General features: G+C 27.5%; 13 protein-coding genes and 1 pseudogene. 10 read left to right on the forward strand and 4 right to left on the reverse strand.

The window, feature by feature from the left end; all coding sequences use genetic code 11:
• Positions 1–86 (reverse strand): annotated as a pseudogene (locus tag EPJ72_RS03350) (IS1595 family transposase); the annotation flags it as partial.
• Positions 87–275: 189 nt separating this feature from the next.
• On the opposite strand from EPJ72_RS03350, the gene EPJ72_RS03355 reads away from it, so the two are divergent.
• The 6 genes from EPJ72_RS03355 to trpS all read left to right on the forward strand — a co-directional run bounded on the left by EPJ72_RS03355 (position 276) and on the right by trpS (position 6,391).
• A complete protein-coding gene (locus EPJ72_RS03355; protein ID WP_147730837.1) occupies positions 276–959 on the forward strand; it encodes a tetratricopeptide repeat protein in 684 nt (227 codons plus the stop codon).
• A 23-nt stretch (positions 960–982) separates the two neighbouring features.
• Positions 983–2,164 carry a M23 family metallopeptidase gene (locus EPJ72_RS03360; protein ID WP_147730838.1) on the forward strand — a complete coding sequence of 394 codons (1,182 nt, stop codon included), beginning with the start codon at positions 983–985 and terminating at the stop codon, positions 2,162–2,164.
• 7 nt (positions 2,165–2,171) lie between these two features.
• Entirely contained in the window at positions 2,172–3,341 is a 1,170-nt protein-coding gene (locus EPJ72_RS03365) for a hypothetical protein (protein WP_147730839.1), read from the forward strand.
• Positions 3,338–4,195: a M23 family metallopeptidase gene (locus tag EPJ72_RS03370; RefSeq protein WP_147730840.1), complete on the forward strand. Its 858-nt coding sequence runs from the start codon at positions 3,338–3,340 to the stop codon at positions 4,193–4,195. The genes EPJ72_RS03365 and EPJ72_RS03370 overlap by 4 nt, the downstream gene beginning before the upstream one ends.
• Before the next feature lie 208 nt (positions 4,196–4,403).
• Positions 4,404–5,357, forward strand: a complete 954-nt coding sequence (locus tag EPJ72_RS03375) for a PSP1 domain-containing protein (protein WP_147730841.1) — start codon at positions 4,404–4,406, stop codon at positions 5,355–5,357.
• A 29-nt stretch (positions 5,358–5,386) separates the two neighbouring features.
• Positions 5,387–6,391 (forward strand): tryptophan--tRNA ligase, encoded by a 1,005-nt coding sequence (trpS, locus tag EPJ72_RS03380; protein ID WP_147730842.1) that lies wholly within the window; start codon positions 5,387–5,389, stop codon positions 6,389–6,391.
• Between the two features lie 273 nt (positions 6,392–6,664).
• Here the strand turns inward: trpS and EPJ72_RS03390 are convergent, their stop codons facing one another.
• Both EPJ72_RS03390 and EPJ72_RS03395 read right to left on the reverse strand, forming a co-directional pair.
• On the reverse strand, positions 6,665–7,294 hold the full coding sequence (locus EPJ72_RS03390) for a MotA/TolQ/ExbB proton channel family protein (protein ID WP_147730843.1): 630 nt from the start codon (positions 7,292–7,294) through the stop codon (positions 6,665–6,667).
• 57 nt (positions 7,295–7,351) lie between these two features.
• The gene (locus EPJ72_RS03395; protein WP_147730844.1) at positions 7,352–7,975 is read right to left on the reverse strand and encodes a hypothetical protein; all 624 of its coding nucleotides are present in this window, start codon (positions 7,973–7,975) and stop codon (positions 7,352–7,354) included.
• 61 nt (positions 7,976–8,036) lie between these two features.
• Here EPJ72_RS03395 and EPJ72_RS03400 point away from each other — a divergent pair, with 61 nt between their 5' ends.
• From EPJ72_RS03400 to EPJ72_RS03415, 4 genes are read left to right on the forward strand one after another with little or no spacing between them, the layout of a single operon-like run.
• Complete coding sequence (locus tag EPJ72_RS03400) at positions 8,037–8,774, forward strand: hypothetical protein (protein WP_147730845.1); 738 nt, start codon at positions 8,037–8,039, stop codon at positions 8,772–8,774.
• Between the two features lie 27 nt (positions 8,775–8,801).
• Complete coding sequence (gene truB / locus EPJ72_RS03405; protein ID WP_147730846.1) at positions 8,802–9,662, forward strand: tRNA pseudouridine(55) synthase TruB; 861 nt, start codon at positions 8,802–8,804, stop codon at positions 9,660–9,662.
• Between the two features lie 27 nt (positions 9,663–9,689).
• Complete coding sequence (locus EPJ72_RS03410) at positions 9,690–10,370, forward strand: cytidylyltransferase domain-containing protein (protein ID WP_147730847.1); 681 nt, start codon at positions 9,690–9,692, stop codon at positions 10,368–10,370.
• Entirely contained in the window at positions 10,360–10,719 is a 360-nt protein-coding gene (locus EPJ72_RS03415; protein WP_147730848.1) for a GIY-YIG nuclease family protein, read from the forward strand. Before EPJ72_RS03410 ends, EPJ72_RS03415 begins: the two co-directional genes overlap by 11 nt.
• A gap of 115 nt (positions 10,720–10,834) precedes the next feature.
• On the opposite strand, the gene EPJ72_RS03420 is transcribed toward EPJ72_RS03415, so the two are convergent.
• A complete protein-coding gene (locus EPJ72_RS03420; RefSeq protein ID WP_147730849.1) occupies positions 10,835–11,902 on the reverse strand; it encodes a M42 family metallopeptidase in 1,068 nt (355 codons plus the stop codon).
• Between the last annotated feature and the right edge of the window lie 203 nt (positions 11,903–12,105).

A 12,105-nucleotide genomic window follows, 5' to 3' on the forward strand; every position in this document is an offset into this window, starting at 1 on the left:
GCTGAGGCAGTCCTTGCTGTAGTTCCTGCTACAAAATGCTCTATTAATTTTAATTGTTTTTCTTCACTTAATTTACTGCGTTTCATACTTAAATTTTAACAAATTTAAGTTATCTGGGCCAGCCCCAAATAATTTATTATAATTAACTTATTTATATATATTGTTTACTAAATAAGAAATAAACTAATTAGACTAAACAAACTTTTTTTGTAAATATATTGAGATTTTTTTATTTAAATATAAAATAATATGATAACAAAATATTAGGAGTGTATATGAGTATAGGTTCTGGAAAAATAGAATTAGAAGAGGGTATAAAGTTATTTAGAAATGAGAACTATAAAGAGGCAATAGATTCTTTGGAAAAAATATTCTCTGAGAACAATGATGTAGAATCTGGATACCATCTTGCTTTATCTTATGCCCAGATGCAAGATTATGACCATACACTTGAAGTTTTTGATAAGATTTTAAGAAGGCTTGATAATCCTCTTAGAATAATGCAGGCACATGTTATAGTAGGATATATATATGCTATTAGAGAGATGTATGATTTAGCTGAGTTTGAACTTCTTGATGCTTTATCTTATGATATAGAAAATACTCAAATTTATTCTGTGCTTGGATATGTTTATTATAAGAAAAAAAATGCAAGAAAAGCTATAGAGTATTTAAGAAAGGCTCTTGCTTTAGATGAAGAAAGTCCAAATGCTAGAAACTCATTAGGTTTTATATTGGTTGATAGTGATATTAATATAGATGAAGGAATAGAAGAGATAAAAAAAGCACTACATAAAGACCCTTCTAATCCTGCATATTTAGATTCTTTGGGTTGGGCTTATTTTAAAAAGAAAGATATTATTAATGCTAAAAATTATCTTACTAAAGCATTTGAAATGGCTCCTTCTAATAAAGATATAAAAGAACATCTTTTGCAGCTTGACAGTTATAAGATATAATATTTTTTAGAGGTTTAATATTTATGAAAAATTATATAATATTTTTTGTTTTTTTATTGTCTTTATCATTATACTCTCAATATGATTTGAAATACGCTGGAAAGATAGAAGTTTTGAGAGATGGTAAAAATACTAGCTTTAGCAATAAAGTTTATGATGGAGACACTATTAAAACTTCAAAAAATGCTTTTGCTGAAATAAAAATAAAAAATAAATATTATTATATATCAGACAATACATCTCTTGCTATAAATGACGGAGGAGATATTAATTTAATTAATGGGGTTTATTACACTAAAACAAGCCAATTTAATTCTATTAATGATTTTAAAAATTATGACAAAGATTTAAAAGTTTATGTTGATCCTTATCCATTTTATGCTGGTAAAGTTTCTACTATTTATGTAACTTCAAAAGATGATGTGAAAATAAAAAATGCAAAACTTATGGGAAGTGCAAGACCTATAGTAAAATTTTTTGAATTAGAAGATGCAAGCGATAATATAAAAGTTTATAAGAGTGTGTTTGGAATATATGTTGGCTCTCAAGATAAAAAATATCAATTTCAATCAAATGTTGAGCTTAAAGATAAAACTATAGCTACAGTGGCTTTAGATATTGATTTAGATTTTACGCCGCCGCCTCCAAAACCTAAACAAATACAAGGTGTAACAACAACTATGAAAAATATTATAAGTAACCCTCAGAAATCTAAGGAAGAAAGAGAGCTTCTTAATGGTAAAATTTATATAAGCTATACTCCAACAAATTATGCAGACAGCGTTTATATAATGCCAGCACAAGGAAGATATTCTTCTGCTTTTGGTGCTTTTAGAGGATATACAAAAGATTATGCTAGATATCATCAAGGCTTTGATATTGCTAATACTAACGGCACACCAATAATTGCCGCTAATAATGGAGTTGTTAGAGTTTCTAGGGAATTATTTGTAAGGGGTAATTGCGTTGTTATAGACCATGGACAGGGTGTTTACAGTAGTTATTTTCACATGTCTAAACTTATAGCTAAAGAGGGGCAGTATGTTAAAAAAGGTGAGATTATTGGGCTTATAGGTTCTACTGGAATGTCTACGGGACCACATTGTCATTGGGAGATGAGAGCAGGTAATATGACTTTTGACCCTTTAAGTATATTAGATAAACCTACAAAATTTAATGTAAAAGTGCTTACGGAGATAAAATAATTTTTTAATGAGCGATTTTAAAACTATAGATGTAAAAAACATACATAATGCCGAACCTTTTGTTATTAGATATTTAACTTTAATAAGTGCTTTTATTTTAGTTTTATTGTTTATATTTATATTTGGAACTAATAGGCTTAATGAAGAATATAATATAATCAATATATGGAATAAAGAAGTATCTTCTACATTAGACCCTGTTAATGATAATAACTATAACATAGAAGGTGTTTTTAAGCATAATTTCTTTTCAAAGCCTGAAGGGATAATTCATTATTTTGATTCTAAAGGTAAAACTTTTTATTATACTAATTTATCTCTTGGTGAATTAGCTTCGTTAAACAATGAACATTTTATCAAGTATAAAAGATACGGCAATGTTATAGAATGCTACAACAGCAGCGGGGAGATTTTATGGCGTACTAATACTTCTGTATATCCAGAGATTTCACCTTATGCTAATAGGAGTATTTATCATTCCAGCGATAATTCAAAAGTGCAGATGTTTGATTATGATAATAACCCTTTGAGCAAACATATACAATATGGAGAAATTATCACAGATGGTGCTTTTGCTTCATATACGGGAGATTATATATCTGGTTTTTCCAGCGGTGATATAGCGTATATAAACAGAAACGGCAAAATGGATTTTAGTATATCTACAATACTCAGCGAAATAAATATAGTAAAATCTGTTGCTTTAAGCGAGTATGGAAGTTTTGCTTTATCTATTAGCGGTATTAGACCAGAGTATATAACTTTGTATGATTCTAAAGGTAAATCATTATGGTATTTAGATACTACTCTAAATAGAAGAAAGCATGTATCTTCCTATGTGAGTGAAAAATCTATGCGTGCTTTTATGCTTGCAGATAGAGATATTATAATATATTCTCTAAATAACGGAAAAGAAATTAATAGAATAAACATAGAAAAATACAATATGCTTAATGCTGTTAATATGAAGCTTAATGCAGAAACTAATTCCACTATAATGAGTGTATCTAAATCTGGAAATAGTGAGGTGCTTATATATGACAATAAACTTGAAGAGGTGATATTTGAAAAAAGTATAGATGCTTGGGTTTATTATGTTGATATATCTACAGAGTATAATGAATATATGATAGTAAGCGATAAAATGATATATGCTTATAAGAGAGTGAAGTTATGATAAAAAAAAGTTTATTATTTATTTTATTTATTCAAGCAATGGTTTTTGCGAGGATTCCTATTGATGAAAATAAGATTAGAATAACAAGCACATTTGGTGAGTTTAGAACAGACCATTTTCATAATGGTGTGGATTTTGGAGGAAACAGAATGCCTATATACCCGATAGCAGATGGGGAAATAGTGCATTATTCTGATTTTGATGAAGACCCTACAAGACCAGTATATGGAGTAGGCAATACTTTAATAGTAGAGCATTCTGAAGGTATTAGAAGTTATTATTATCATATAGATAATGGAAGCATAGAGAAAAATTATGCTAAGGTTACAGAAAATGATATTCTTGCTTTAACAGGCAACACAGGCCGTTCTGGGGGGGCTCATTTACATCTTACAATAGAGGATATGAGAAAGGGATTAGTTATAGACCCTCTTGCTTATCTTGATATGAATAAAGGCTCTGAGCAATCGCCTCTCATACATGGTATATATTTAAGAACAGATAGCAGATTAATACAAATAAAAGATAATATGACTATAAGGTATAATGATGAGATAAGATTATTTGTTAAGGCTTATGATTTGCTTGGAAGTATTCCTATGGGACTTAAAAGAGTAAAAATATATATGAATGATGAGTTGCTTAGAGATTATGATTTTACTTATTTTATCAAGCAGAATAATGTTTATTATATATCACCAAATTATAGATTTGAAGATGTTTATGGGGTAGATTCTCATTATTATAGGGGGGGGACTTTTATACCTAAAAGAGGCAAATATGTTTTCAGGGCTGAGGTTACTGATTTTGATGATAAGAGTGTTGTACTTACAAGAAGTGTCAATTTTCATTAGTGTGTTATATAAAAATTGTTATTAATATTTGCAGATAATAAAATATATTTTAATCTAAAATATTTATATTAAAAAATAAAAAATTGATTTTGTTGTGTAAAAAAGTATAATACTTATAAATAAAATAATACTTGCAATTATATTAACTTAAAAATAAAATATTTGAGAATTTATTTTTGATTGTAAAATACAAAATAGAGGTTTATATATGGTAAAAAATGTAGCTCATGTAAAGTTCAGAGATTCCAATTTTGGTAAGTTTGAACATGCACATATAGAAAACATAAATATAAAAGATGCTTGTATTGTAGAAACTGATGAGGGGATTGAGTTAGGATATATTGTTAATTTTGAAGATATAGATATGGAAGCATTTAACAATAGTAGTGTAGAAGATAGCAGTCAAGAAAATATGTCTGAAGATAATGCTGCTGACGAAGAGATATCTGAAGAGATGAAAGATATGGTTGACGATGAGGCTCATATAGTAAAACCTAAAAAAAATAAAATATTTAATATATTAAGAAAGGCAACAGAAGAGGATTTGAAGCAGCATAGTAAAAATAAAGAAGATGCTGTGGAGGCTTTTAGGATTTGTAAGGAGAAAGTTAATAATCATAATTTAGATTTGAAGCTTATTAGCTCTTATTATTTTTTGGATAGAGCAAAGCTGTTATTTGAGTTTATAGCAGAGGAGAGAATTGATTTTAGAGAGCTTGTAAAAGATTTAGCAGCTCATTTTAAGACACGTATAGAATTAAGACAGATTGGAGTTAGAGATGAGGCAAGGGCTATAGGCGGATGCGGAATATGCGGCAGAGAATTATGCTGTAGGGTAAAAAACGGTAAGTTTGAAACTATTACTATAAAAATGGCAAAAGAGCAGAGTATGCTTTTGAATACAATTAAAATATCAGGACAATGCGGAAGGCTTATGTGTTGTTTGGCTCATGAATATAAGGCTTATTGTGCTCTTAAAAAGGATTTACCTAAAGTAGGAACTAAATTAATATTTAATAGTACTCCTGCTTCTATAAAGGATTTAAATCCTTTAAATAAAACTTTATTGGTTGAAACAGAAGATAAGAGGTTATTTTATATAAATGCTTCGGAATTAGAAAATCAAAATGGTGTTTTGGTTGCTAATATAAAGGCAGAATAATTGATGATTAATAATTAATATTTGGAGTTATGGCTATGAATAAAAAAATAATGTTAAGCGGAATACAGCCTACAGGTTCACTTCATATAGGTAATTATCTTGGAGCTTTAAAGAATTGGGCTGATATACTTGATGAGTATTATGGCTTTTTTTGTATAGTTGATTATCATGCTATTACTATAGAATATGATGTAAAAGAGATGCAAAAAAGAATAATTAATGCTGCTGTAGAATATTTAGCTTCAGGACTTGACCCAAAAAAATGTTCTATATTTGTGCAGTCGGATGTAAGAGCTCATACTGAACTTGCTTGGATATTTAACTCTATTATTCCTGTAGCAGAATTAGAAAGAATGACACAGTATAAAGATAAATCAAGAAAGAATGTTGAAAATATTAATGCAGCTTTACTTACATATCCGTCATTAATGGCGGCAGATATTTTACTTTATCACCCTGATATAGTGCCTGTTGGTGAAGACCAAGAACAGCATGTTGAGCTTACAAGAATGATAGTAAGAAAGTTTAATAATAGATTTGGAGAATATTTTAAAGAGCCAGACACTTATCATGGTAAGGTTTTAAGAATATTGGGTCTTGACGGCGTAAATAAAATGAGTAAGTCATTAAATAACCATATTGCTTTATCGCTTACAGCAGAAGAAACAGAAAAACTAATAATGCAAAAAGCTATGACAGACACTAATAGAAAATTAAAAACAGATAAGGGTAATCCAGATATTTGTAATGTTTATTCTTATCATAAAATTTTCTCAAGTGAAGAAGAGAAAAAAGAGATTTGCGAAGGTTGTAAAAACGCTTCTATAGGATGCGTACAATGTAAGAGAATGCTCGCTGCAAATATAAACAAAGAATTAGCTCCTATAAGAGAGAATATAAATAAATATTCTAATGATTTAGATTATGTTTATGATGTTCTTAAAGAGGGGGCAAAAAATGCTTCTTTAGTTGCTGAAAAAACTCTTTATGAAGTACGTGATTTGATGGGACTTAATGACGCTAAAAGAAAATAATTTTCAATAGTTTTGTTCAAGTATATAAGAATTTTTAAGTTTGTTAAAAATATTTTTATGTTTTTTATTTGTTGGGCAAAGCTATACTTCTTCTATATTAATAAAAGAAGCAAAAGAACTTCATTTTTAACAAAAATATAGGCATTATCTTATATTTTATATATATCTATAGCGTACAAAATTAAATCATTTGCATTTTTTACAACTTTTTGCGGCGGGAAAAAGTTGAAGAAAAAACTATGAGAAAATATAGTTGTTTATCTATATATAAAATTATTTATCTTTCTTGCTTAAATAATCTGAAATCTCATTAGAAACATTTTCCATAAAACTTATTCTTGAGTTTAGAGCATTTACAAAATAGTTATAAAAAACAACTGTAGGTATTGCTATAACAAGACCAGCTGCAGTTGTGAGAAGAGCATTTGCTATACCGCTTGCAAGGGCTATAGGGTTACCGCTTCCAACAGAAGCCATTACTCCGAAAGATTGTATCATACCAAGTATTGTTCCTAGAAGTCCTAATAGTGGTGCTACTGTTGATATTGTAGAGAGTGTTGAAATAAATCTCTCCAATTTTGGAAGCTCTTTATTAGATTGCATTATAATTGATTCTTTTATTATTTCTATATTTTTTAAACCTTCTAATACTATGTTTGATAATGGAGAATTACTTGTTTCACATAATGCTATTGCTGTTTTTATATCATTATCTTTTATAAGAGTATGAAGCTTTGGGGCTAGAGCATCATCTTGTGCCTTTACTTTGTTAAAATAAATAAATCTATCAACTATTGCTGTTAGGGCTACTAGAGAACATAATAATAAAGCTATCCAGCACAGTATCATAGCAACATTAAGCAAAGAAGTAGCTCCAAAGATTCCATTTATAACATTATTCATTTTATATTATCCGTTTCTAATAATTATAATTGTATATATATAAAAAATCAATAATTACTAATTTATTTCTGTTTCTATTACAACATTATATTCATTTTCACTATAGCTTTCTTCTGAAATATAAGCATTATTAGTTAATTCTACAACCTTATTAACTTCTATTCCTTCTTTTAATAACATATAATACAGAGATTCGTAAGCTCTTTTTAAAGCATTTTGTGTAAGCATTTGCCTTGTATATGGACTTAGTTTTGCATTTTCTGTTAATTGTATAGAGGCATTTGCCCTAAAGATATTACCTTCTATTTTTCCTTCTCTCACTATTTTACTTAAAGCTTGTAAGGAGTTTGTATATATAGAAGCATCTTCCACTTTTATATCTGTATAATAATTATCATTTTTTTTATAATTTTTTATTTTTGTTATCTCTTTATTATTAAAGTCTATTATATTAGAATCTTTTAAAAATACGCCTACAACATTATAATCGTTTCTATTAATGCTAGGGGCTGTTTTTTCGGCTATATAATAATACATATTTTCTATTGCTTTTGTTTTGCTTGCTTCATAGCTTAAATCACTATATCCAGTAGAATATAATATTCCTTTTTCTATATCATTTTTTTTGCATGAAATAATAGCTAGTAATAATATTAAAAAATATATCTTGTTTTTTTCCATAATTTATATTACATTATTTTAATATATTAATCAATAAATAAAAAATAGCGGGAATAGTTAATTGAAAAGTAGAATATATTTAATTATTATATTGTTATTAATCTCTTGCGGTAAAAAAGAAAATACTTTGCTTGAAGATATGGCACTGCTTGATAAGTCTTATATAAGGACATTGCTTTATACTGCTAATATTAATAATCAAAATAGAAAAGAGAGCATAGAAAGATTTATAATAGATTGGAATGCATTCAAAAAGAAATATTATAATGCTAATACTGAAGACCCTCAATGGAAAACTGATTTTGATAGTTTGCAAGATATTTTAATACGTTCGCATTATTATATAGCAAGCGGAGAAGATGAGAGTGCAGGATATTCTATACTGCATGATATTAAATATGTATTATCAGATATGAGAAAGAGAAATAATATTAATTGGTTTGTAGATAATATTAACGCTATATATAAAACAGCAAATAGAATGAATGAGCTTTCAAAGATATACGGACTTAATAGTACAGTTCTCACAGAAACAGAAGAAAATAGGCTTTTAGTAGTTTATCAGCTTTTGGATTCTTCTGTGAAAAATGCATTAAAAGAATTCGATAGAAGTAATATTCAGTTATTGGGATTGTCTGCTAAACAAATAGAGGCCTTAAGACATAATATGAATACTATTTCAGATTTGGTGCTTTCTATAAGAAATGATATATCAAGTAAAAAATATAGTGATATTCCAAACACATCAGCTAATATTATTAATATATATTTTAATTCCCTACAGATAATAGTTACTTAAATTTTTTGTTGTTGAGTGTAAATATTTATGAAAGGATTTATAATAGTAAATAAACCCAAAGGCATTACTTCTTTTGATGTTATAAGAAAATTAAAACCTATATTAAAAGAAAAAAGAATAGGTCATGTTGGCACACTTGACCCTTTTGCTTCTGGTGTTTTAATAATTGCTTTGGGAAGATATACTAAATTATTTTTTTTGTTTGATGAATTATATAAAGAGTATATTGCAAGAGGAGTTTTTGGAGAGAGCAGGTATACTGATGATATAGATGGGAAAGTTTTAGAAAAATCAAAAAACAAAAATATATTAAGTTTTAATGAATTAGAAACATTAATAAAGAATAATTTTTTAGGAAATATTTTGCAAAAGCCTCCTATTTATAGTGCTAAAAAAATTGATGGTAAAAGGGCTTATGATTTAGCTAGAGAAAATAAAGAGTTTCAATTAAAGAGTGTGAATGTTTTTATAAATAGTATGGAGTTATTAGAATATAATTATCCTTATTTTACAATTAAAACTTCTGTGAGTAAGGGGACTTATATTAGGGCAATAGTGAGAGATATTGGAAAACTTACTAATAATTTGGCATACACAAAAGATTTAATAAGAAGTTCTATTGGTGATTATAATATTGATAAGTCTATTAATTTAGAAAGTGTAAATGCTGATAACATAATTTCTTTTTTTGATATGTTTAGAAACCTTGATAAATTACTCATAGAAGATGAAAAAGATATAAAGCAAATACTCTCTGGAAATACAAAATTAATAGAAAATATAAATATAAAAAATAAATATTTAGCTTTAGTTGATAGTGATAATAATTTATTAGCTATTATAAATAATATTAATGATTCTAATAGATACTCTTTTATAGATGTGTAATTATTTAATTTATAAGAGGAATAAAAAATGAAAAAGATAATTATTATACTTGCTTCAAGGGTTGGCTCTACAAGGCTTCCAAGAAAGGCGTTAAAACCTATGGCTAATTGCGACTCTATGCTTGAGCTTATTATAAAAAGGCTAAGAAGTTCGAAAATGGCTAATGATGTTATAGTTGCTACAGAGGAGAAATCTTATAATGAGTTTAGCAAAATATTTGAAAATCTTGAGTGCAATTATTTTGTAGGAAGCGAGGAAGATGTTTTAGATAGATATGTGAAAGCAGCAGAAAAATTTAATGGAGATATTATAGTGCGTGCTACTGGCGATAATCCATTGGTGAGTGTAAAAGCATTAGATTCTATAATAGAATATCATATAAAAACAAAAGCAGATTTAAGTCATTATGATTTGCTTCCCTATGGCAGCGGTGTGGAAGTTATTAATTATGAGGCTTTAAAATATGCTAATGATAATTCTAATGACATTTTTGAACATGAGCATATTACTCAGTATCATTATAGAAACCCAAATAAATTTAAAATAGAAAATCCAAAAGTTGAAGAGAGTTTTAGAATGCCTGAATTAAGGACTACGGTAGATACAATAGAAGATTATAATAATGTATGCGGTATTTTTAAAAAATATAATAATGATATATATGTTGACGTTGATGATATTATAAGAGATATAAAAAATGGAAAATGATTTCTATTATGTTTATATGCTTCTATGCGAAGATGGGAGTTATTATACTGGTACAACAAACAATTTAAAAGAGAGATTTATAAAGCATAGTAAAGGCAAAGGGGCAAAATACACTAAAGCACATAAACCATTAAAAATCTTATCGGCTTGGACTGTTGAGAATGTCAATATTGCTTTAAAGATAGAGTATTATATAAAAAAGCAAGATAAAAAAATAAAAACTATGTTCATAGAAAATAAAAGATTATTAAAAAAATATTTTATAAAAGAATATAGTGAATTAAAAAATATTAGTATAAAAAGTGTATCAAATATAGATAAATATAATAAATTAATATATTATAAATAGCATTATAGTAACAGTTTTATATAGAGAATTAATTTCAATAAAATGATTAAAACTATTAAACTATAAACAATTTATTGAACAAATAATTCTCTATAATATATTTTTAAATATAATTTTAAAACTCTTTTATTTTGTTTTTATCTAAAGTTTTTATTAATGCTTTAGCTATCTCTATAGAAGCAACTACATCATCATAAGAAGCATAACAGTAATGACTATGAGCATATCTTGTAGCTACACCTAAAACAACGCTAGGACTTCCTAAATTAGTTTTATGATATATAGCACCATTAGTAGAGCCTTTTTCACGTACTATTACTTGGTGTGCTATATTGTTTTGTTTTGCTATATTTATAGTATATTTATTTAATTTAGGGTTTGTAATCATACCGCCGTCTATTACTCTAAACTGAGCCCCCCTTCCAATAGCTCCGTGTGCTCTATCTCCATAATAAAAAGTATCATCGGCAGGAGCACCTTCAAACACTATAACTAAATCAGGCTTTACTTTGTTGGCAGCAACAGAAGCTCCTCTTGCTCCAACTTCCTCTTGTGATGTCATCATACCAACTAAATTAACATTTAATTTCTCATCTTTTAATGCTTTTAATGTTTCTATCACACATACAGCACCAACTCTGTTATCTATAGCCTTAGCACAAAAACTTTTAGTTCTATCATCATATCTGAAATCAACATCAGGTACAACAGGATCCCCTATGCATATTCCAAATATATCTTCTGTCTCTTTTTTGCTTCTAGTACCAACATCAATATACATATCTTTTAATGTAGGCAATTTTTTTCTATCTTCATCAGTCATAAAATGAGGAGGCTTTGAACCTATGACTCCTTTAACAAGTTCTCCGCTTGATGATTTTATTACTACAGAATTTGATACAATGTTTGGTATATGCCAACCTCCAAGAGGTATAAAAGATAATGTGCCATTATCATTTATATGTTCTATCATAAATCCAAGCTCATCTATATGACAGTCTAATCCTACTATTGGTTTAGTTTTATCAATTTTTTCTAAACCTAAATACAAATTATTAATAGAATCTCTTTCACTATCTATAAAATTTGCTTTTTCTCTTATGACATTTATTACATCATCTTCAAAACCTGATGGTCCGAATGCATTAGTTAAATCTTTTAATAGTGTCAATATATTATCCATAAAAAATCCTAAAATAAATTTTGCATTAATAATAAATCATTTAAATAAAATATCAATATATATTAAAATAATGATTTGTTTAGGAGTATGAGATATTGGACATTTTTTAGTATAAAAAAAGCAGTATCCTTGTTATAATATTTTGATATAGAAAATAAATAAAGGATACTACTATGAAAAAAGATTATAGCACAGAATTTAAA

It is taken from the genome of Brachyspira pilosicoli (genome assembly GCF_008016535.1).
GTDB classification, from domain to species: domain Bacteria; phylum Spirochaetota; class Brachyspiria; order Brachyspirales; family Brachyspiraceae; genus Brachyspira; species Brachyspira pilosicoli_A.

Excerpts from the sequence above, each read along its gene's own strand:
- EPJ72_RS03375 (WP_147730841.1), top strand. The coding sequence starts at position 4,404 with ATGGTAAAAAATGTAGCTCATGTAAAGTTCAGAGATTCCAATTTTGGT.
- EPJ72_RS03390 (WP_147730843.1), bottom strand. The coding sequence starts at position 7,294 with ATGAATAATGTTATAAATGGAATCTTTGGAGCTACTTCTTTGCTTAAT.
- trpS (WP_147730842.1), top strand. The coding sequence starts at position 5,387 with ATGGCTATGAATAAAAAAATAATGTTAAGCGGAATACAGCCTACAGGT.
- EPJ72_RS03415 (WP_147730848.1), top strand. The coding sequence starts at position 10,360 with ATGGAAAATGATTTCTATTATGTTTATATGCTTCTATGCGAAGATGGG.
- EPJ72_RS03355 (WP_147730837.1), top strand. The coding sequence starts at position 276 with ATGAGTATAGGTTCTGGAAAAATAGAATTAGAAGAGGGTATAAAGTTA.
- EPJ72_RS03420 (WP_147730849.1), bottom strand. The coding sequence starts at position 11,902 with ATGGATAATATATTGACACTATTAAAAGATTTAACTAATGCATTCGGA.
- EPJ72_RS03395 (WP_147730844.1), bottom strand. The coding sequence starts at position 7,975 with ATGGAAAAAAACAAGATATATTTTTTAATATTATTACTAGCTATTATT.
- truB (WP_147730846.1), top strand. The coding sequence starts at position 8,802 with ATGAAAGGATTTATAATAGTAAATAAACCCAAAGGCATTACTTCTTTT.
- EPJ72_RS03365 (WP_147730839.1), top strand. The coding sequence starts at position 2,172 with ATGAGCGATTTTAAAACTATAGATGTAAAAAACATACATAATGCCGAA.
- EPJ72_RS03360 (WP_147730838.1), top strand. The coding sequence starts at position 983 with ATGAAAAATTATATAATATTTTTTGTTTTTTTATTGTCTTTATCATTA.
- EPJ72_RS03370 (WP_147730840.1), top strand. The coding sequence starts at position 3,338 with ATGATAAAAAAAAGTTTATTATTTATTTTATTTATTCAAGCAATGGTT.
- EPJ72_RS03410 (WP_147730847.1), top strand. The coding sequence starts at position 9,690 with ATGAAAAAGATAATTATTATACTTGCTTCAAGGGTTGGCTCTACAAGG.